This is a genomic window from Solibacillus palustris, assembly GCF_022549215.1.
Lineage (GTDB): Bacteria > Bacillota > Bacilli > Bacillales_A > Planococcaceae > Solibacillus > Solibacillus daqui.
Genome location: NZ_JAKZFC010000001.1, coordinates 851,028 through 873,361 on the forward strand (window position 1 = coordinate 851,028; position 22,334 = coordinate 873,361).

Consider the following 22,334-nt stretch of genomic DNA (forward strand, 5'->3'; position numbering starts at 1 on the left):
CTACTATAGGAGGTGCCTTTTGTATAGTAAAATATATATTTAATTTGAAAGTTTTTCTATTATTACGAATGAAATTTAATAAATTTGAATATTAAATATTAGTACTAAATTATATTTTACATTAGTAGACCTGTAGATTTAGTTAATGGTTTATGAATTCACGTTATATCTAAAGCAAATTTAGATATAGATGCAATAACGTTTATAATCATTTTCAAGCAAATTTAGTAGGGGGCCGATATGATATCTAATCAAAAAATCCTAATGTCAATTATTGTATTTTTAACATTAATTCTAAGTGCTTGTTCAGAGGAAGAAGGACAAAGTGCAAAAGATATTGTTATTGAAGATATATATATTGAAATGAATGATGGAGTAAAACTAGCTTCCCGTGTATATCGCCCAGATGATAATAACCGCTATCCCGTATTACTAGCAAGAACTACATATTATAGTGGGGCATTTGGCAGTAAAGAGGAGGGGGATTACCGAGAACTTGGAATAAGAATGGCTGAAAAAGGATATGTAGTCGTTATTCAAGATGTAAGAGGCTTACATAGTTCTGAAGGGGAATGGCGATTGTTTAAGGATGATGCATCTGATGGTTATCAAACGGTCATTTGGCTAAACAAGCAAACATGGAGCAATGGAAAAGTAGGCGTTTTTGGAACATCTGCACTTGGTATGACAGCAAATTTATTAGCTACTACGAACCCTCCTGGATTGAAAGCTGCCTTCGTTCAAATGGCTCCGTCTCAATTTTATGAGGAAGTTCTTGCGGAAGGTGGAATTTATAGACATGAACTTGCTACACGGTGGATGTATTTTATAAACTCTGCTTATTCAATAAAAATGCTGCAGCAAGGAAAAATTGACGAAGAAACATATTCTAAAATAGTGGATGCCAATAAGGAGTTTCCGGATCTATTTTTGCATACACCACTTAATAGTTTTCCTTATTTAAGTGATAATACATCTTTTACTTCAATTTTTGAACACTATATACAGGATGAATACTATGATTATTATGATATTCCTTCTAATTTCTCAAATATAAAAATCCCAATTTATCATCTTGGAGGTTGGTATGACACCTTTTTAGAAGGGACGATGAAAAACTATCTAGGGCTGCAGCAATTTGGCGGAAAGGGAGCAAAAGGAAACCAAAAGCTGCTTATGGGTCCTTGGACACATCAAGATTTTGGACAGAACGGTTTAGATGGAGATAGTGCTTTCTTTGAAGGTGATGAAATCTATTTAATTACCGAGATGGAACGCTGGTTTGATTACTGGCTAAAAGATATCGATACAGGTGTGATGGAGGAAGACCCCATTAAGTATTATACAATTGGGGCTAATGAATGGAGAACGACTAAGGTATGGCCTGTTGCAGATGTAGAAAAAGTAAAATGGTACTTTAATAATGAAAAAAGCAACAGTGCAACGTCGATAAATGATTCGTTATTGTCGAATGAAGAGCCACTTTTAGAAGCAAAAAATCAATTTAGATATGACCCTAAAAACCCAATTATCACAATTGGGGGAAGAAATTTATTTAGCGAATTGGGGCTAGGACCATTAGATCAACGCCCTGCCGAAAAACATTCTTTAACATATACGTCAGAGCCGTTAACAGAACCATTAGAAATAGGAGGCACTGTTTTAGCTACCTTATATGTTTCTTCAGATGCCATTGATACTGATTTCACTGTGAAATTAACGGATGTATCACCCGATGGCACTTCCAATTTATTAAATGAAGGGGCATTACGAATGCGATTCCGTGAAGGTCTAGATAGAGAAGTATTTATGGAAAAGGGGAAAATGTATGAAATAGAAATCAATTTACATGTAATAAGTCATGTATTTAATGAGGGGCATAGAATTCGAGTAGCTGTAGCAAGTAGCAATTTCCCACGATTTGACCGAAACTCAAATACTGGCAATCCACTTGGCGTGGATTCAGAGGAAGATTTTGTGATAGCGGAAAATGCAGTTCATATAGGCCCAGAACATCTATCACACATCACCCTTCCAGTCATAAAAAAACAATAATTATTTATTAGTAATTAACGTAAATGCCGAATCATATAATAGAAAAGTCCAAAAATATTACGATAACTATTTTTAGCATCAATTAATCAACTAATTAACCCTAATCATTGTAGTAATGATGAATTTATTAAACTTATGAAACGAGGGGAAACTTGATGATTCAATTACTCCAAACCGGTATTTTAAATGAATCCTTAATACAAATTGAGTGGGAAGATTATACTGAATCGGTAGCAGCAATCCATCGCCATTTAGAAGGAGCTAATAGTGAAATGACAGGTTGGCTTAATTCCCCAATAGAAAATAATATAGAAATGGTGAAATCGATTCAACGTATCGCAAATGAAATTAAGATAGCGGCTGATGTATTAGTAGTTATTGGGGTAGGTGGCTCATTTTTAGGTGCAAAAGCTATTCAAGACGCATTAACTCCTTATTTTGGTGATTGTACGAATGGCATTGAAGTTATTTATGTTGGGCAAAATATGAGTGGTGCTTATATAAGGCAGTTACTAAATAGTCTTGAACATAAGGAAGTGTATGTGAATGTTATTTCGAAATCTGGTAAAACAATGGAGCCTGCATTAGCCTTTCGTGTATTTCGACAATATATGGAGAAACGATATGGAGATGAAGCATATAATCGGATTATCGTCACAACTGATGCTGAAAACGGATTATTAAACAAAATTGCAAAAAAAACAGGTTACCGTCAATTCGTAATTCCAGCGAATATTGGTGGTCGCTATTCCGTACTGACACCGGTAGGACTATTACCAGTTGCTGTTGCGGGTGTTGATATAGAAAAGTTACTAGAAGGTGCAAAAAAAGCTGCAACTGTTTTAAAGAATGAAAATCTCGAGCAAAACGAAGCATATCGATATGCAGTTATACGACAAGCGCTCTACAAAAATGGTTATAAAATTGAACTGTTAGCCTCGTTCGAACCGTGTCTAGCAAAACTGCATGAATGGTGGAAGCAATTATTTGGTGAAAGTGAAGGAAAAGATAAAAAGGGATTGTTTCCGGCTTCAGTTAGCTATTCGACCGACTTACATGCAATTGGTCAGTTCATACAAGATGGCAGCCCAATTGTTTTTGAAACATTACTTCATTTCAAGGAGATCCTGTTTGATTATCAAGTGCCATTTGATGATCAAAACGATGATCACCTGAATTATTTAGCGAATCAAAGCTTTAATAACATCAATGCAATTTCTAAGCAAGGTACGGCTTTGGCCCACGCAGATGGAGGGGTTCCGATCATCCAACTCGAATTAGAGCGGTTGGATGCCTATCATTTGGGGTACCTTATTTATTTTTTCATGAAAGCATGTGCGATGAGTGCTTATCTTTTACAGGTTAATCCTTTTGATCAACCAGGTGTTGAAGCCTATAAAAAGAAAATGCTCCAATTATTGCAAATTGATAATTTTAAGAATGAATATGGAGTTGGAATGTAAATGACATCAATAAAGGCGATAGAATATCATTTTCCTACAAATCAAATTGCTAATGACCCTAACAATAAATTAACAAAGAAAATTGGAATTTCAACTAGATATATCGCAGATAAAGATGAAACAGCTTCAGACCTGGCGATACAAGCTGCTGAAAAATTGTTTGAAAAGGGTGTTTGTAAAAAGAGTGAAATCGATTTTTTGCTATTTTGTACGCAAGCTCCAGATTATATTTTGCCTACAACCGCATGCATTATTCAGGAGAAATTAAAACTTCCAACTAGTTGTGGTGCGCTCGATTTTAATTTAGGGTGTTCTGGTTTTGTTTATGGCCTATCTCTTGCTAAAGGGTTAATTGAAAGCGGGCAAGCAAAGAATGTTTTACTATTAACAGCAGATACTTACAGTAAATTTATCCATGAAAATGATTTCAGCACATCCATATTATTTGGTGATGCAGCCGCAGCGACTTTGATTACTGAATCTTCTGATAGTGGAAATCTTGGTCCATTTGTATTTGGGACGGATGGTAGTGGGGCTGAAGAGTTAATTATATTTGCTGGTGGGTCTAGAGAGCCGATGGATTCTGAAGCTTTACTGGAATTTGAAGATGAAAAAGGCAATATTAGAACGCGAAGTAATTTGTATATGAATGGATCAGAAGTATTTAATTTTGCTATGAGGGAAGTACCGAAAGCGGTTGCCGATTTGTTAAAGAAAGAAAATACAACCTTGAATGATTATGATTACTTTATTTTTCACCAAGCGAACAGATATATGTTAGAGGCTTTAAGAAGAAGGATAAATATTGATGAAGATAAATTTTCCATCCAATTGAATGATTGTGGTAATACGGTATCTTCAACAATCCCAATAGCCTTACAAAAAGAAATTGAAATTGGACATATTAAAAACGGGGACAAAGTTTTATTAGTTGGATTTGGAGTAGGGTTATCTTGGGGCGTTTGCTCAATAAGAATACGTTAGTAACAATATATCTATATGCGGGGGGCTATTGGATGAATCTAAAAGAATTTATAGCATTATGTGAAGAGATTTTAGAAATAAAAGAAGGTAAGCTAACAATGGATACTCGTTTAGACAATATAGAAGAATGGGACTCATTAACAAGAATGGATTTGGTTTCGTATTGTGATGAGAAGTTTAATACTACACTACCTATAGAGATTTTTCGAGATACTGAAACATTTCAAGATGTAGTAAATATAGTGAAGCCGTATTTACAAGTAGCAGCCTATGAAAAATGAAGAGTTGCTACTATTAATTGGTGATGGAGAATTTGCCGAAATAGCATATGAATATTTTACTTATGATTCTCCCTATCGTGTCGTAGCGTTTGCAGTTGAAAAAGAGTATCTTGTGAAGGAAACATTGTATGGTTTACCTGTTATTCCTTTTGAGGAAATCGATCAATGGTATTCACCCGAGCAATATAAAGCTTTTGTTGCTATTAATAGTACTAAATTAAATAGACTTAGAACTAGATTATATAATGAAGTAAAAAATAAAGGCTATAAAGTTGTTTCATATATTAGCTCAAAAGCGTTCGTATGGCGAAATGTAAAGGTGGGTGAAAATACCTTTATTTTCGAAAACAATGTCTTACAGCATCATGTTGAAGTAGGGAATAATGTAATTATGTGGAGCGGCAATCATGTTGGGCATCGATCGATTATAAAAGACAATAGTTTTATAACTTCCCATGTGGTGATAGCGGGTAGATCTGAAATAGGAGAGAGTTGCTTTTTAGGTATAAACAGTACTATAAATGACATGATTAAAGTAGGAAAAGATTGTTTCATTTCTTCTGGAGCAGTAGTCAATAAAAATACAAAAGAAGGATATATTTACTCGGGAAATCCAGCAAAATCTATGGCTATAACTAGCTATAGATATTATGAAATAGAAGCGGAGTAAACATTATGCTCGAAGGTATGAAGAAGAGAGAAAGCTCGTACTTAATTTCAAACTAATCAAGCATGTCGCCATCTTTAGAGCTATGCCATTGCCTTAACAAACATTATGAATCAAATTTCCAAAGTATGTTTAATGCTTTGGGGTTTTTTTAGTAAAATGCTAAAACTGCCACGTCTTGTGGCCACGTATTTGACACCAACCTCATGTTGGCCTCAGCCATCACTGAAATCAACCATATATTACTGTGAAAAACCTAGTAAATGTATCTCAAGGGGGCAATATAATTGGGAGAAGCAATCAGTTTACAAGAAGTCATAAAAATAATTAGAAAAAGATTGTTACTTATTATTTCTTTAGTAGTTATTAGTGTTGGAATTAGTATAGGCATTAGTTTTTATTTATTAACCCCGATTTATCAGGCACAAACACAAATTTTAGTAAATCAACAAAGTAGTCTTAGTGATGCATATTCATGGCAATCAATAGAAACGGATTTGCGATTAATTAATACGTATAATGTCATCATTACAAATACAGCTATTTTAACTCCTGTAATTGAAGAACTTAAATTAGATGTAACCCCGGAAGAGTTATCTAAACAAATTTCAGTTTCGAATGAGAGTGATTCAAAAGTTGTAAATATCAGTGTATTAGATCCAGATCCGTCACGTGCTGTGGAAATTTCAAATACGATTTCAGAAGTGTTTAAAGAAAGAGTTTCAGAGCTAATGAGAGTTGATAATATTTCAATCTTATCAGAAGCAAAACTAAGTGATAACCCTATTCCTGTAAGACCCAATAAGATTTTAAATATCTTTATTGCGGCAGTATTTGGTCTTATGCTGGGGGTAAGTATTGTAATTCTACTTGAAATTTTAGATACAACAATAAAAAGCGAGAAAGACATCGAAGAACATTATGGTTTACCTGTCATAGGTATAGTTGGCTTAATTGTTGAAAAAAAAGAAAAGAAAATTTCCCTTAAATCACGTAGCGTTAGGAGGAGCGAAAATGATTAGGTTGAGAAGTAAAAAAAAGAAAAAACAGTTAATGTTATCAAAATTAGCTCGGAATTTAATTACTTTTTCAGATACGAAATCAATTATTTCAGAGCAATTTCGTACGATTCGTGCAAACATCACATTTTCTATGCCAGATCAAGAATTAAAAACGATTTTGGTCACCTCGTCTACTCCAGGAGAAGGAAAATCCACTAATGTTGCAAATTTAGGGGTTGTATTTGCGCAGGAAGGGAAAAGGGTTCTGATCATCGATGGGGATTTGCGAAAACCGACTTTGCATCACACATTTAAAACCTTCAATAAAGTAGGGTTATCTAATGTAATTGCAAAAAAGGCTACTATTAACGAGGCGATACAAGAGACATTTATTTTTGGGCTTCATGTATTAACAAGTGGTCCTATTCCACCAAATCCAGCTGAATTACTTTCTTCAAAATCGATGGATGCGTTGATTCTTGATGTGAAGAGAGATTTTGACATCGTTATTATTGACGCACCCCCATTATTATCTGTGTCGGATGCGCAAATTTTGGCGAATAAATGCGATGGCACCGTATTAATCGTTAATACAGGTGTTGTCGAAAAGGAAGCTGTTCGAAAAGCGAATGTCATTTTGTCTAATTCTCAATCAATCATTATAGGAGTAGTTTTAAATAATTATGTAACCCCAAAACATCAGCACTATTATAACGAATATAGTTTCGGTGAATAATTTTCTGAAGAGTATAATTTTCGGATTCTAAAGTATAATCATACCGCATACAATGACGTACAGGCAATAAAAATTGTCTAAAAAGCAGTACTAGATGAGGAGGAAATAGCTGTGGATTCATTAAAAGTATCATCTCGTTCTAATCCTAATTCTGTTGCAGGAGCACTCGTGGCGGTCATAAGAGAACAGGGCTTTGCAGAAATGCAAGCGGTAGGTGCAGGGGCGCTCAATCAAGCAATTAAAGCTGTAGCCATTGCACGAGGGTTTGTGGCACCTAGTGGAACGGATCTGATTTGTGCACCAGCCTTCGCAGACATTACTATTGCAGGGGAAGATCGAACGGCGTTAAAATTACTCGTTGAAAAAAGATCACGATAAATAAACAAACACTTACGCAAATGAAACAAACTTGCGTGAGTGTTTTTTATTTTGGGGTTTTACGCGCCAGCCTACTTTTTTTGAGTGACCCGCCAATAATTTTATTCCGTCATCTTTTAAATTGCTAAGGAACAAAATCAAAATAAATTCGTTTCACTACTTAACAAAATTGATTTCAAACTGATTTGTGTACAAAACCTTCCGTCAAAGGTCTGATTTTTTTACGCTTTATGACATTTGCAATAGTAGGAACTTACACTTCATGTTAAACTAATGAAGGAAATTTAACTAAATTCATTGGTCCTTTCCATGAATGCAGTTAAGCCTTTGGCAACCATGCATAGAGGTGTAATGGAGTTTACATAGCTGTTATCCAGCTACCTAATAAAGTATATCTATTACTTTATTTATTTATATAATTAGAAAACTTAAGGAGATGTTGATATGTTACATCAGCTTTCATGGAAAGTCGGTGGGCAACAAGGTGAAGGGATCGAGAGTACAGGCGAAATTTTCTCAATGGCAATGAATCGTTTAGGTTATTTCCTATACGGTTACCGTCATTTCTCTTCTCGTATTAAAGGTGGCCATACGAATAATAAAATTACGGTTCGTCCAACAGAAGTACGTTCGATTGCGGACGATTTAGATATTTTAGTGGCGTTCGATCAAGAAACAATCGACGTGAACTATAAAGAATTAACAGCATCAAGCATCATTTTAGCTGATGCAAAATTTAATCCAACAAACCCAGAGGACTCTATAGCACCTCTATATGCAGTACCATTTACAGAAATCGCAGCAGAACTAGGTACGTCATTAATGAAAAACATGGTGGCGATTGGGGCAACTGCAGCACTTTTAAACTTAAATGAAGAAGTATTCCAAAGTGTAGTAGATGAAATCTTTGGTCGTAAAGGTGAAGAAGTCGTTGCGAAAAACATCGAGGCGATTCAACGTGGTCGTGCAGCGATTGCTGAACAAATCGGCGAGCGTGTGGGCGCGTGGGAATTAGTGCCGGCAGACGGTAAACGCCGTATGTTCATGATTGGGAATGATGCAGCAGCATTAGGCGCACTTGCAGCAGGTTCACGCTTCATGGCAGCTTACCCAATTACACCAGCTTCTGAAATTATGGAATACATGATTAAAAAGCTACCATTAGTGGGCGGTGCGGTTATTCAAACAGAAGATGAAATCGCAGCAGCAACAATGGCAATCGGTGCTAACTATGGTGGTGTTCGTGCATTTACAGCATCAGCAGGTCCTGGTCTTTCACTTATGATGGAAGCAATCGGTCTTTCAGGTATGACAGAGCAACCGTTAGTTATTTTTGATACGCAACGTGGTGGCCCATCAACAGGTTTACCGACAAAGCAAGAGCAATCGGATTTAATGGCGATGATTTACGGTACGCATGGTGAAATTCCGAAAGTCGTAATTGCACCATCTACAATGGAAGAGGCATTCTACGACACAATCCAAGCATTTAACATCGCAGAGGAATTACAATTACCGGTTATCGTTATGACCGATTTACAATTAGCATTAGGTAAACAAACAGTTGAGCCATTTGATTACAGCAAAATTGAAATCCGTCGCGGTAAAATTGTCGATGCGGTTGAAGATGAAGAATCAAAAGATTACTTCAAACGTTATGAAAACACAGCAGATGGTGTTTCTCCTCGTGTATTACCAGGTTTAAAAGGTGGTATTCACCACGTAACAGGTGTAGAGCATGATGAAACAGGGAAGCCATCTGAAGCAACGGGCAACCGTCGTACACAAATGGATAAACGTATGCGCAAGCTAGAGCATTTACGCTTTGACAATCCAGTATACGTAAACGCGCCACATGAAGATGCAGACGTATTATTAGTAGGCTTTAACTCAACGCGCGGTGCATTAGAAGAAGTGCAAGAAGCGTTAAATGCAGAAGGCGTAAAAGCGAACCACGCACACATTAAATTAGTACATCCATTCCCTTCAGAGGAAATGACGGCATTAATGGACAAGGCGAAAAAAGTTATTGTGGTGGAAAACAACGCAACTGGTCAATTAGCAAACATTATGAAAATGAATATCGGTGGTCACGCGAAGACAAAATCGATTTTAAAATACGATGGTACACCATTTATGCCACGTGAATTAACAAACTTAGTGAAGGAGGAAATTTAATCATGGCAACATTTAAAGATTTCCGAAATTCAGTAAAACCGAACTGGTGCCCAGGCTGTGGTGACTTCTCCGTACAAGCAGCAATTCAACGTGCAGCAGCAAACGTAGGTTACGAGCCAAATGAGTTAGCTGTTATTTCTGGTATCGGCTGTTCAGGTCGTATTTCAGGTTACATTAACTCATACGGCTTCCACGGGATTCACGGTCGAGCATTACCAATCGCACAAGGCTTAAAAATGGCCAATAAAGATTTAAAAGTAATCGCTTCTGGTGGTGACGGTGACGGCTTTGCAATTGGTATGGGACACACAATCCATGCAATTCGCCGTAACATCGACATTACGTACGTAGTAATGGATAACCAAATTTACGGTTTAACAAAGGGACAAACATCGCCACGTTCAGCAGCAGGTTTCATTACGAAATCAACGCCAGGTGGGGCAATTGAGCCATCATTAAAACCATTAGAAGTTGCACTTACAAGCGGCGCAACATTTGTGGCACAAGGCTTCTCCACGGATATTAAAGAATTAACAGCTATAATCGAAGCAGGCTTAAATCATAGAGGCTTCTCGTTCATTAATGTATTTTCACCATGTGTAACGTACAACAAAGTGAACACATATGAATGGTTTAAGGAGCATTTAACGAAATTAGCAGATATTGAAGGCTATGACAATTCAAATCGTGAGCAAGCTATGCAAACAGTTATGAAGCATGAAGGTTTAGTAACAGGGATTATTTATCAAGATACTGAAACAAAATCATATCAAGAAAAAATCCAAGGTTATTCGGAATTACCATTAACGGATATCGATATTAGCTTATCAGAAGTGCAATTCGATAAATTAGTAAAAGAATTTATGTAATCATTACAGCACAGGGCATCTTCGCTCTGTGCTTTTTTTCATTTACAAGGAATTAACAATTCTCCTAAAGTCTCTTTACACAAATTTCCTATAGTAATAATTAAAAATAAATGTAAAGAGGTAAAGTGCCGTGCGCTTTTATAAAGCAGTGAAAGTAAAAGATCGACTAGCAGTTTTAATGATTATTTGTATTTTATCGAATATCATATTAACCGTTTTTAGCTTGGATTATTTACGCAAAATGGAGCGTGAAACCGCGAGTATGTATCATGAAAAATTACTAGCGACACAGGTGTTACAGGAAGTAATGCTGCAAGTTGAAACAACAAATTCCATTTCTGATGAAACGCGGCAACAATTAAAATCCATTGCGTTTGATGGAAAGATGGAGCATTACATCAAGCAAGTATCTGCAAATCCATCACCGAGCTTACTTGTGGAAATCAATACATATATATTAGAACGTGCGCAAAAGCAACTCGAAAACCACGAGCAGGATATTGCATTTGGCTATCGGTTAATTGTAAGCATTTCTGTTATTTTAATGGCGCTCATTTTATTTTTTGGCTTTCAAGCGATTCAATCGATTAACAAGCCGACCCGTGAGTTAAAGCGGTTATTTAAGCTTGCACAGCAGGGGGATTTAACAAAATATGCAACCTATAGTGCACGCGATGAGCTAGGGGAAACAACGAAGTACTACAACTTAATGATTGCGGATATGAAGGAGCTCCTAAAAACGGTTCGTCACGGGGCAAGTGAAGCAACAGGGGCCAATCAAGAATTAACCTATAATTTTGAGCAGATTACTAAAGGCGCGGTGCATATTGCGTCAAATGCAGATGTAATGACAAGCTCGCTACATTATGCAACGGCACAGCTTGCAGATAATACAGCATCGATTCAACAAGTGGCAGCAGGTGTTGAAGAAATTTCGCAACGAATGCATGAAATCGAGCGTGTTGTTCAAACAACCGTTTATAAAGCTTCCGATGGCGAAATTCTAGTAGAGCAAAATTTGTCACAAATGCATTCGATTGAGCATACGATGGGACAATCTAATAACAAGTTAATGCAATTAAAGGAGCAGTCACAAGAAATATCACAGGCGGTCCATATTATTCATGAAATTGCCGATCAAACAAATTTACTAGCATTAAATGCCTCCATTGAAGCAGCACGCGCTGGGGAGCATGGTAAAGGCTTTGCGGTTGTTGCTCAGGAAGTACGCAAGCTAGCAGAACAATCGAAGCGCTTTACAAATTCCATTGCTACGATTGTTAAAGACATACAGCAGGGCACAATTGAGGCATCGCAAAGTATGGAACAGGCCATGAAAAGTGTTATGACAGGGGCAAAATATACAGAGCAGAGTGCCTATAAATTTAGAGGAATTACCGATGAAGTACATCAAATTGGGCCGCAAATCGAACAGATGGCACAGGTAATGGGCGAAATTGTGAGCCATACACACGAGGTTTCAAATAGTGCAGTGGAACTTAGCAGTCGCTCCGAGGAAAATTTAGCGTCTATGCAGAAAATTCAGCAGCAAGTCGAACTTCAAAAACAATCAACTAGTGAAATATCTGATGAAATTCGCAGCATTGCAAAAAATATGCGTTCATTGACACATGCAGTGGACCGATTCCAAGTATAAACAACAAAAACTTTTGACGGTACTATATACGTCAGAAGTTTTTTACTGTTATAAATCCACATCTAATAATTCCCAAGGAAATTAATCTACTTTGTGGGGAAAAAGGATATTATCAAAAAAATATGAAAATTTTAAAAAAATAGTGAAATTTATTGGGATAATTGATATTATATAATTATTAAGTCATGATACTACTCAATAAGTGAAAGTTCCATAAGAATAATTAACTAGAAAAATATGTAAATTATAAAAGTAGCTATAAAATTGAAGCTATTATTAAATTATTGATTGTAGTAAAATGGTTTTAATTGTTTTATAGATGCGTTAGTTAATAAGGATTCGAAACCTAATTGATATATAGTAAAATACGCATGTGTATATTGCATTAAAAATTGTGAATGACTAGTCGTTTGCTGATCAAGGGAATAGAATAAAGTTAATTGTGTTCAAACGTTTTAAAATCATTGCTCGTACAATTTACGTAGCATAACACTTCATATTATCAGGGGGATGAATTTTATGAACAATCAAATTCAATTAATAGTTCCAGAGTGGTTTGTATTGGATGAACTACATATTATCGAAACGGTGGTCGGTGAAGCATCATCAGAAATCGGGCTTGTTATTGCAGGGGAAAACTTTGATTCAATGAAACAATGTTGTCCTACAGTGCGATTATATATGATTCGCTTAATCGGAGAACAATATGAACTGATGAAGGAACTTGACGCTTTTCAATTCCAGTCAGTAGAAGATGCCAAAGCTTTTAGTGAAAAATTGCCTCAGTTAAATGCCATTGATTTAATTATGCTAATGAATAATCAAGAGCCGATGTTTGCCCAATAATAATATTTACCGTACTCCAAAAAGGGTACGGTATTTTTTTGTGAATAGGGGAGTATCAATTTTTTCAAAGAAATCTATTTAAAAAAGACATCAAATCGCGCTATTAGGGCACAATTTGTGTTTTTCTAGTGCAATTTGAAATGGTAATGACTATGATGTGCTTTCTAACTAGACATTGCTTTATAATGGATAGAGTATTTAAGATATTTTCTAAAGGAAGTGATTTTAATGGCTAGAGGTGTATATATTCACATTCCTTTTTGTCATCAAATTTGTAATTACTGTGATTTTAATAAGGTGTTTTTTAAAAACCAACCTGTTGATGAATATATTGAAGCGCTAGGCCGCGAAATGGAGCTAACGGTTGAGCAAATGCCTGAAGCATTCGTAAATGTTGAAACGATATTTTTAGGTGGAGGCACACCGACTGCTTTATCAGCTACGCAAATTGAAAAATTATTAGCACTTATTGCGAAACATATTCCACTGTCGAACGTAAAAGAATTTAGTAGTGAAGCAAACCCAGATGAATTAACTGTAGAAAAATTACAGGCGCTTTTTAACGGCGGTGTGAATCGTTTAAGCATGGGCGTACAATCGTTTGATCAAGATTTACTAAAGAAAATTGGTCGTACACATTCTAACGAGCATGTGTATAGAACAATTCAAAACGCTAAGGATGTTGGCTTTACGAATATTAGCATCGATTTAATGTACGGTTTACCTGGGCAAACGATGGAGCAATGGCGACATACGTTAGAAAAGGCACTGGCACTAAAGCTACCGCATTATTCGGCGTATTCATTAATCGTTGAGCCGAAAACGATTTTTTACATTCAATATGCGAAAGGAAAGCTGAACTTACCGACCGAGGATTTAGAGGCGGATATGTATGGTGTGCTTATGGACACAATGGAAGCACACGGTGTACATCAATATGAAATTAGTAATTTTGCGCATGAAGGATTTGAGTCAACGCATAATAAAATCTATTGGGATAATGATGAATACGCAGGTTTTGGAGCGGGTGCACATGGCTACTTACGAGGTGTGCGCTATTCTAATGTTGCCCCGATTAAAAAGTACATTGAACTTGTGATGGAAGGCCATCGCCCTTTATTGCAAGAGCATAGTGTTACAAAAGATGAAAAGCTTGAGGAGCAAATGTTTTTAGGCTTGCGTAAATCAGCAGGTGTAACGCATGGAGAGTTTGAACAAAAATTTGGTCAGTCAATGGCTTCGGTATATGGAGAGACGATTCCTAAGTTACAGCGGGAAGGTTTGTTAGAAACAGACGCGCAAGGAGTACGTTTAACACGCAAAGGTCGCTTTGTTGGCAATGAAGTTTTCCAACGCTTTTTAATAGAAGATGAATGACTTAATTCAGCCGAGATTCAAACCCCGGCTGAATTAAGGAACTTAGGCTAAGGACGCCGCATCGTGCGGCAACGCCTAAGTGACCAACATCGTGTTGGCCCAAGCCCCCGGCGGATGTCACAGATTTTTTAGAGGGGTTTTCAAGCAAGCTTGAAAAAAATCTGGACGCAATTACGCTGAGGCGTAATTGATTGAAAAAGATTTGAAAAAAGTTGGGCGATTTCGTTGACATCAATTTAGGGATTTGTTAATTTATATAATATATTAGCACTCCATTTGAACGAGTGCTAACAGAGGTGAAAAAGATGTTAACAAATCGGCAGTTACAAATATTGCAAGTGATTGTAGATGATTTTGTGATGTCTGCTCAGCCTGTTGGTTCGCGTCAATTATCTAAAAAGGAAGGCATTACGTATAGTGCAGCTACGATTCGTAATGAGATGGCAGATTTAGAGGAATTAGGCTTTTTAGAAAAAACGCACACTTCTTCAGGACGAGTTCCATCAGAAAAGGGCTACCGTTATTATGTAGACCATTTATTACAACCACAGATTATTACATCTGGGGAAGTTGAACAAATCCACTCACTATTTGAAAAACAAATGTTAGAAGCCGAACAACTAATTAAAGAATCGGCCAATATTTTATCAGAACTAACAACCTATACAACGATTTTACTTGGTCCAGATGTTGCTAAGCACCGTGTAAAGAAATTTCAAATTGTTCCATTAACCGAACAAACTGCGGTTGCCATTATAGTGACAGATAACGGACATGTAGAAAATCGCACATTAACATTACCACCTGGATTTAGCCCAGTTGACATTGAAAAGACCGTGAACATTTTAAATGAACGCTTAGTGGGGATTCCGTTATTTGAATTGCCAATAAAACTTCAAACAGAGGCATTGTCTGTCTTGAAACAGCATGTAAACGCATCGGAATCAGTTGTGCGCTCATTGCTATCCATTTCATCAGGTCAATCGGAAAACAAAGTGTATTATGGTGGTAAAACGAATATGTTAAATCAGCCTGAATTCCATGATTTGAATAAAATGCGCATGCTGATGGATTTAATGGATAAGGACAGCCAAGTGCAATCTTTATTTAATCCGCAAGACTATCGTATTAGTAACAACCTGGGTATTCAAATTCGCATAGGCTCAGAAAATAATCATTTGGCTATGGAAAATTGTAGCGTCATTACCGCTTCGTTTTTAGTTGGTCAAGAACAGCAAGGAGCGATAGCCATTATCGGCCCAACACGCATGGATTACCGTCGTGTTGTGACGTTACTTGATGTGATGCGCAACAGTTTATCACAGGCCTTTTTCGAACAGAAAAAATGATGTAGATCCGAGGAGGAAAAGAAGTGACAGAAACTACAAAGACACCAGAAGAATTGCAACAAGAAACAACTACAGAAACAGAAGTAGTAGAAGAAATTGTTGTAGATGAAAACGAATTAAAAATTGCTGATTTAGAAGCAAAAATAGCAGAAGAAGAAGCACGTTACTTACGTTTACGTGCTGACTACGATAACTTAACTCGTCGCAATCGTTTAGACCGTGAAGCATCAGAAAAGTATCGCGCACAAAGTTTGTTAACAGAGCTTTTACCAGTGTTAGATAACTTAGATCGCGCTTTACAAGTAGAAGTAACATCAGAGGAAGCGACTTCATTATTTAAAGGTGTAGAAATGGTCTACCAACAATTACTAGCTGCTACCGAAAAAGAAGGCTTAGAATTAATCGCATCGGAAGGGGAAGCATTTGATCCAAACTTCCACCAAGCAGTAATGCAAGAACAAGATAGCGAAAAAGAAGCCGGTACAGTTTTACGAGAGCTACAAAAAGGCTACAAGCTAAAAGACCGCGTCCTACGACCATCAATGGTTTCGGTGAATGAATAAAATTCTTTAAGAGGAAAAAACATTTGCTCCTGTGGTAAGCGTAACAAGTTACCCTTATCCTCGTCGCAAGAAAATTAACACAAACAAGTTTGAGTTAATTTTCTTGCCATGCTTAGAGCAAAGTATGGCAACATTTGAATATAAATTGTAAATAAACACAGTAGTGTTTTAATAATAGGAGGAAAACGAATTATGAGCAAAATTATCGGTATTGACTTAGGTACAACAAACTCTTGCGTATCAGTATTAGAAGGCGGCGAGCCAAAAGTAATTCCAAATCCAGAAGGTAACCGTACAACTCCATCTGTTGTAGCTTTCAAAAATGGTGAAAAACAAGTTGGTGAAGTAGCAAAACGCCAAGCAGTTACAAACCCTAACACAATCATCTCAATCAAATCTAAAATGGGTACAAATGATAAAGTAACTGTAGATGGCACTGATTACACACCACAAGAAATTTCGGCAATGATTTTACAATACTTAAAAGGTTATGCAGAAGATTACTTAGGTGAAAAAGTAACAAAAGCTGTTATTACAGTTCCTGCTTACTTCAACGATGCACAACGTCAAGCAACAAAAGACGCTGGTAAAATTGCTGGTTTAGAAGTAGAACGTATTATCAACGAACCAACAGCTGCTGCACTTGCTTACGGTTTAGATCAACAAGATGTTGACCAAAAAATCTTAGTATTCGACTTAGGTGGCGGTACATTCGACGTTTCGATTCTTGAGTTAGCTGACGGTGTATTCGAAGTATTAGCAACAGCAGGTGACAACAAGCTTGGTGGCGATAACTTTGACGACAAAATCATTGAATACTTAGTAGCTGAATTCAAAAAAGAAAACGGCGTTGATTTATCAAAAGACAAAATGGCAATGCAACGCTTAAAAGATGCAGCTGAAAAAGCGAAAAAAGACTTATCAGGTGTAACTGCTGCACAAATTTCATTACCATTCATCACAGCTGGCGCTGAAGGTCCATTACACTTAGAAATCAACTTAACTCGTGCAAAATTCGATGAGTTAACACATGACTTAGTAGAGCGTACAATCGTACCAACTCGCCAAGCATTATCAGATGCAGGTCTTTCTGCTTCAGAATTAGATAAAGTGATCTTAGTTGGTGGTTCTACTCGTATTCCTGCAGTAGTAGAAGCAATCAAAAAAGCAACTGGTCACGAGGCATACAAAGGCGTAAACCCAGACGAAGTAGTAGCAATGGGTGCTGCTGTACAAGGTGGGGTATTAGCTGGTGACGTACAAGGCGTATTATTATTAGATGTAACACCATTATCATTAGGTATCGAAACAATGGGCGGTGTTATGACAAAATTAATCGACCGTAACACAACGATTCCAACTTCTAAATCTCAAGTGTTCTCAACAGCTGCAGATAACCAACCAGCAGTAGACATTCACGTATTACAAGGTGAGCGTTCAATGGCTGCAGACAACAAAACATTAGGTCGCTTCCAATTATCTGATATTCCAGCAGCACCACGTGGTATTCCACAAATCGAAGTAACATTCGACATTGATGCGAACGGTATTGTATCAGTAAAAGCAAAAGACTTAGGTACTCAAAAAGAGCAAACAATCGTGATTCAATCTGATTCTGGTTTAACAGAAGAAGAAATCGAACGCATGGTGAAAGATGCAGAAGCAAATGCTGAAGCCGATGCAAAACGTAAAGAAGAAGTTGATCTTCGCAACGAAGCAGACCAATTAGTGTTCCAAGTGGACAAAACTATTACAGACTTAGGCGAGCAAATTTCAGAAGATGAGAAAAAATCTGTTGAAGATGCACGTGATGAGTTAAAAGCTGCTTTAGAAGCTGGTGAGTTAGAAGGCATCAAAGCTGCTAAAGAAAAATTAGAAGGCGTATTACAACCATTAGTAATGAAAGTTTATGAGCAAGCTGCGGCTGCGCAACAAGCAGCTAGTGGTGGAGCTGAAGGCTTCGATGGTCAAGCTGACACTGGTAAAAAAGACGACAGTATCGTAGACGCTGATTTTGAAGAAGTAAAAGACGATAAATAATCAACGTACACATATTTAATTGAAAGCCAAAGACCGCTCGCGGCTTTGGCTTTTAATAATTAACTTACTTCTGCAGAAGCAAGTTAGCCGAGGCGTAATTGATAAAATATGATGTATCAAATGGTATACATCATTTTTTTAACATGTTAAAATAGACGTTATGTAAATAGAGCGGAGAGTGGACTATGAGTAAGCGCGATTACTATGAAGTGCTAGGCATTAGCAAAGGTGCCAGCAAAGACGAAATTAAAAAAGCGTATCGTAAATTATCAAAACAATATCACCCTGACGTTAACAAAGAAGAGGGTGCAGACGAAAAATTCAAAGAAGTAGCAGAAGCATACGAAGTGCTTTCAGACGACCAAAAACGTGCACGCTACGACCAATTTGGCCATGAAGATCCAAATGCTGGCTTTGGTGGTGGTGGTTTCGGAGGCGGCGGTGGTTTCGGTGGTTTCGAGGACATTTTCAGTTCATTCTTCGGTGGTGGACGACGCCAAGATCCAAACGCACCTCGCAAAGGCGATGACCTACAATTCCGTATGAACATCACGTTTGAGGAAGCGGTATTCGGTAAAGAAACAGAAATTGAAATTCCGAAAGAAGAAGCGTGTGATACGTGTCACGGTTCAGGTGCAAAACCTGGAACACAACCACAAGCATGTTCACAATGTAATGGAGCAGGTCAAATTAACCAAGCGGTGGATACGCCATTTGGTCGCATGATGAATAAACGCACATGTCCAAGTTGTCGTGGTGCAGGTAAAATCATCGTTGAAAAATGTACATCTTGTCGTGGTGCGGGTAGTGTAACGAAAAAGAAAAAAATTAAAATCACAATTCCTGCAGGTGTGGATGACGGTCAACAATTACGTGTAGCGGGTCAAGGTGAAGCCGGCTTTAACAATGGCCCAGCTGGTGATTTATACATTATTTTCTCTGTTCGTAAGCATGAATACTTTGAACGTGACGGTGACGATATTTTATATGAGTTAAATTTAACATTCTCACAAGCTGCATTAGGAGATGAAATTGAAGTCCCAACAATTCACGGGAAAGTGAAGCTGAAAATTCCAGCAGGTACACAATCAGGAGCACAATTCCGTTTGAAAGATAAAGGGGTTAAAAACGTACATGGCTACGGTCTAGGTAACCAGTATGTAGTGGTGAAAGTAGTCATTCCGAAAAAGCTAACAGAAAAACAAAAACAATTATTACGTGAATTCGCAGAAATTAGTGGCGACATTCCTGAAGAACATGGAAGCTCACTTTTCGATAAAATTAAGAAAAAAATAAAAGGTGACTAAAAGGGGAGATTGCAAGTGAAATGGACAGAACTTTCGATTTTAACAACGCATGAAGCTGTTGATGCTGTGACGAACATTTTACATGAAGCCGGAGCAAGCGGTGTAGTTATTGAAGATTCAAAAGAATTAGATAAAGAAAGAATCGATAAATTTGGTGAGATTTATGCACTAAATCCAGAGGACTTCCCAAAAACAGGTGTAGTTGTTAAAGCGTATTTATCAGCCTCTAGCTTCCTATCGGAGACAATCGAAGAAATTAAGCTTGCAATTGCCAACCTTGTGAACTTTGATATTAATATCGGTGAAAACATTCTGACAATGTGTGAAGTAGATGATGAAGATTGGTCTACAGCGTGGAAGCAATATTACCATCCTGTAAAAATTTCTGAGCGATTTACAATTGTGCCGACATGGGAAGACTATGAGCCTGTTTCAACAGATGAACTGATTATCGAACTTGACCCAGGTATGGCATTCGGTACAGGTACGCACCCAACGACGGTGATGTGTTTACAAGGACTTGAAAAGGTCGTAAATGAGGGGAACACAGTAATAGACGTTGGTACGGGTTCTGGTGTACTGTCAATTGGTGCAGCGATGCTTGGTGCAAAAAGCGTACATGCATTAGATTTAGATGAAGTGGCCGTTACAGCAGCACGTGAAAATGTTGAGCTAAACAAAATGGAATCAATCGTAGAAGTATTCCACGGTAACTTATTGGATACGGTAAAAGAACCAGCAGATGTTGTCGTAGCGAATATATTAGCAGAAATCATTATGTCATTTACGGACGATGCGTTTTCAATCGTAAAACCAGGTGGCGTTTATGTGACATCTGGTATTATTGGCGCGAAAAAAGACGATGTAAAAGCAGCATTAAAAGCTTCAGGCTTTGTTATTGAAGAAATATTAATGATGGAAGACTGGGTAGCGATTATTTCTCGCCGACCATAAAGTGAAACTTTGCTTGGTGGGGGGATTCTCATCCACCACTTAACTGTCTCTTAATGCGGGATAAACTCTAGCAACAGCTGTTTTATACAGCTGTTGCTTTTGTATAAAGGAGAATGACAAACTAATGCAACGATATTTTGTAGAGCAGCAAAACAATGAGCAAAATGAATTTATTATTGCGGGTGAAAATGCAAGGCATATTAGCAAAGTGATGCGTATGTCCGTTGGCGATGGAATCATTATCGTTCATGACAATACAGCAAACATATGCGAAATAACAGTAATCGACCAAGAAGTTACAGCAAAAAAAACAGGGCGAACAATTCCCTCTCCTGAAATGCCAGTAAAGGTCGATATTGCTTGCGGGTTACCAAAGGGCGATAAACTTGAACTGATAGCACAAAAAGCAACAGAATTAGGCATGCATGCATTAGTTCCTTTTGCGGCAGAGCGTTCAATCGTAAAATGGGATGACAAAAAAGCAAAAAAAAACCAAGAACGCTTACAGAAAATTGCGCAAGAGGCAGCAGAGCAATCTCATCGTACACATATACCTGAAATCCTTCAGTCCGTAAGCTTTAAGCAGCTGGTACAAACTTTCGGAAACTATGACGCAGTATTTATCGCCGATGAAGAAGATGCAAAATTAGCTGAACGTACAAGCTTTAAGCAAAAGTTACAGGTATTAGATACTTCTCTAGAGCTGAGAATCTTATGTATTTTTGGTCCAGAAGGTGGAATTTCACGTCAAGAATCAACTGCAATGCTTGAGGCAGGAGCACAAACAATGTCACTAGGACCACGTATTTTACGTGCAGAAACCGCTCCTTTTTATGCATTAGCCGCTATTTCCTATGAATTTGAATAATGAGTTTTTGAAAAAATAAAAGAGCCGTGTGATAAATCAGATTCGAATCTGACTTTCACACAGCTCTTTTTATTATTGTGCATAATCGCCTGTATAGTTGACTAGTGAACAAGAATGCACGCCATCGATTTTATCAATGAGGGTTAAGAAATACGTATTATCATCTACTAAACGAATTTCGACAGTCATTTCAATTAATCCTCTACGTACCGTTTTTGATTTTAGTTTCGTATTTAATTTGGCTAATACTTTCTTCACATCGCCATGTGCCGTGTCAGAGTATTGAACGACTAATAAATATGTTTCTCCACGGATTTTTTTCTTTGAAAGCCATGCTAATGTCGCACCAAATGCTATAGAGCCAATTAATGCTAGTGGGTACATTCCAGCACCAATTGCAATACCAGCAGCAATTGCCCAAAACATATAAACAATATCGAGCGGATCTTTTACAGCAGTTCGGAAGCGTACAATACTTAGTGCACCGACCATACCTAAAGAAAGCACAATATTTGTACTAATAGTCATAATGATGACGGCTGTAATCATTGTCATTAAAACAAAGGAAACATTGTAATTATAACTATAAACAACGCCTCGAAAACAGATTTTATAGACGTAAAAAATGAACATGCCGACTGCAAAAGAGCAAAGTAAACCTAGGAAAATATCAATATAAGATACACTTGTAAATGACTCTAAAGAAAGAACACTTTTCTTTATTATATCTTGGAAATTTAAAGACTCATTCATTATAAAAT

20 protein-coding genes are annotated in these 22,334 nt (G+C 37.2%); 19 read left to right on the plus strand and 1 reads right to left on the minus strand.

Annotation, left to right across the window (positions count from 1 at the left end; genetic code table 11):
- Positions 1-240: 240 nt before the first annotated feature.
- From LZ480_RS03950 to LZ480_RS04040, 19 genes are all read left to right on the plus strand, one after another.
- Positions 241-2,055, plus strand: a complete 1,815-nt coding sequence (locus LZ480_RS03950; protein ID WP_241368078.1) for a CocE/NonD family hydrolase — start codon at positions 241-243, stop codon at positions 2,053-2,055.
- Positions 2,056-2,210: 155 nt separating this feature from the next.
- Positions 2,211-3,518, plus strand: coding sequence for a glucose-6-phosphate isomerase (locus LZ480_RS03955; protein WP_241368079.1), 1,308 nt, complete (start codon positions 2,211-2,213; stop codon positions 3,516-3,518).
- Positions 3,519-4,502, plus strand: a complete 984-nt coding sequence (locus LZ480_RS03960) for a 3-oxoacyl-ACP synthase III family protein (protein ID WP_241368080.1) — start codon at positions 3,519-3,521, stop codon at positions 4,500-4,502.
- A gap of 32 nt (positions 4,503-4,534) precedes the next feature.
- Positions 4,535-4,783, plus strand: a complete 249-nt coding sequence (locus LZ480_RS03965) for an acyl carrier protein (RefSeq protein WP_241368081.1) — start codon at positions 4,535-4,537, stop codon at positions 4,781-4,783.
- Entirely contained in the window at positions 4,773-5,453 is a 681-nt protein-coding gene (locus LZ480_RS03970; protein ID WP_241368082.1) for an acetyltransferase, read from the plus strand. Before LZ480_RS03965 ends, LZ480_RS03970 begins: the two co-directional genes overlap by 11 nt.
- A 284-nt stretch (positions 5,454-5,737) precedes the next feature.
- Positions 5,738-6,472, plus strand: a complete 735-nt coding sequence (locus tag LZ480_RS03975) for a YveK family protein (protein ID WP_241368083.1) — start codon at positions 5,738-5,740, stop codon at positions 6,470-6,472.
- Entirely contained in the window at positions 6,465-7,187 is a 723-nt protein-coding gene (locus LZ480_RS03980; RefSeq protein ID WP_305037308.1) for a CpsD/CapB family tyrosine-protein kinase, read from the plus strand. The genes LZ480_RS03975 and LZ480_RS03980 overlap by 8 nt, the downstream gene beginning before the upstream one ends.
- A gap of 111 nt (positions 7,188-7,298) precedes the next feature.
- Positions 7,299-7,565: a stage V sporulation protein S gene (locus LZ480_RS03985; RefSeq protein ID WP_241368084.1), complete on the plus strand. Its 267-nt coding sequence runs from the start codon at positions 7,299-7,301 to the stop codon at positions 7,563-7,565.
- 444 nt (positions 7,566-8,009) lie between these two features.
- Complete coding sequence (locus LZ480_RS03990) at positions 8,010-9,743, plus strand: 2-oxoacid:acceptor oxidoreductase subunit alpha (protein ID WP_241368085.1); 1,734 nt, start codon at positions 8,010-8,012, stop codon at positions 9,741-9,743.
- A 2-nt stretch (positions 9,744-9,745) separates the two neighbouring features.
- On the plus strand, positions 9,746-10,612 hold the full coding sequence (locus tag LZ480_RS03995; RefSeq protein WP_241368086.1) for a 2-oxoacid:ferredoxin oxidoreductase subunit beta: 867 nt from the start codon (positions 9,746-9,748) through the stop codon (positions 10,610-10,612).
- Positions 10,613-10,742: 130 nt separating this feature from the next.
- Complete coding sequence (locus LZ480_RS04000) at positions 10,743-12,269, plus strand: methyl-accepting chemotaxis protein (RefSeq protein ID WP_241368087.1); 1,527 nt, start codon at positions 10,743-10,745, stop codon at positions 12,267-12,269.
- Between the two features lie 519 nt (positions 12,270-12,788).
- Positions 12,789-13,115, plus strand: coding sequence for a geranylgeranyl pyrophosphate synthase (locus LZ480_RS04005; protein WP_241368088.1), 327 nt, complete (start codon positions 12,789-12,791; stop codon positions 13,113-13,115).
- A gap of 228 nt (positions 13,116-13,343) precedes the next feature.
- Positions 13,344-14,492 carry a radical SAM family heme chaperone HemW gene (hemW, locus tag LZ480_RS04010; RefSeq protein ID WP_241368089.1) on the plus strand — a complete coding sequence of 383 codons (1,149 nt, stop codon included), beginning with the start codon at positions 13,344-13,346 and terminating at the stop codon, positions 14,490-14,492.
- Between the two features lie 305 nt (positions 14,493-14,797).
- Positions 14,798-15,841: a heat-inducible transcriptional repressor HrcA gene (gene hrcA / locus LZ480_RS04015; RefSeq protein ID WP_241368090.1), complete on the plus strand. Its 1,044-nt coding sequence runs from the start codon at positions 14,798-14,800 to the stop codon at positions 15,839-15,841.
- A 23-nt stretch (positions 15,842-15,864) separates the two neighbouring features.
- Entirely contained in the window at positions 15,865-16,404 is a 540-nt protein-coding gene (gene grpE / locus LZ480_RS04020; RefSeq protein ID WP_241368091.1) for a nucleotide exchange factor GrpE, read from the plus strand.
- 192 nt (positions 16,405-16,596) lie between these two features.
- Entirely contained in the window at positions 16,597-18,444 is a 1,848-nt protein-coding gene (gene dnaK / locus LZ480_RS04025; RefSeq protein ID WP_241368092.1) for a molecular chaperone DnaK, read from the plus strand.
- Positions 18,445-18,629: 185 nt separating this feature from the next.
- The gene (gene dnaJ, locus LZ480_RS04030) at positions 18,630-19,751 is read left to right on the plus strand and encodes a molecular chaperone DnaJ (protein WP_241368093.1); all 1,122 of its coding nucleotides are present in this window, start codon (positions 18,630-18,632) and stop codon (positions 19,749-19,751) included.
- A gap of 15 nt (positions 19,752-19,766) precedes the next feature.
- Positions 19,767-20,705, plus strand: coding sequence for a 50S ribosomal protein L11 methyltransferase (gene prmA / locus LZ480_RS04035; RefSeq protein WP_241368094.1), 939 nt, complete (start codon positions 19,767-19,769; stop codon positions 20,703-20,705).
- Positions 20,706-20,829: 124 nt separating this feature from the next.
- Positions 20,830-21,573 carry a 16S rRNA (uracil(1498)-N(3))-methyltransferase gene (locus LZ480_RS04040; RefSeq protein WP_241368095.1) on the plus strand — a complete coding sequence of 248 codons (744 nt, stop codon included), beginning with the start codon at positions 20,830-20,832 and terminating at the stop codon, positions 21,571-21,573.
- 72 nt (positions 21,574-21,645) lie between these two features.
- Here LZ480_RS04040 and LZ480_RS04045 read toward each other — a convergent pair whose 3' ends face one another.
- Complete coding sequence (locus tag LZ480_RS04045; RefSeq protein WP_241368096.1) at positions 21,646-22,326, minus strand: DUF4956 domain-containing protein; 681 nt, start codon at positions 22,324-22,326, stop codon at positions 21,646-21,648.
- Between the last annotated feature and the right edge of the window lie 8 nt (positions 22,327-22,334).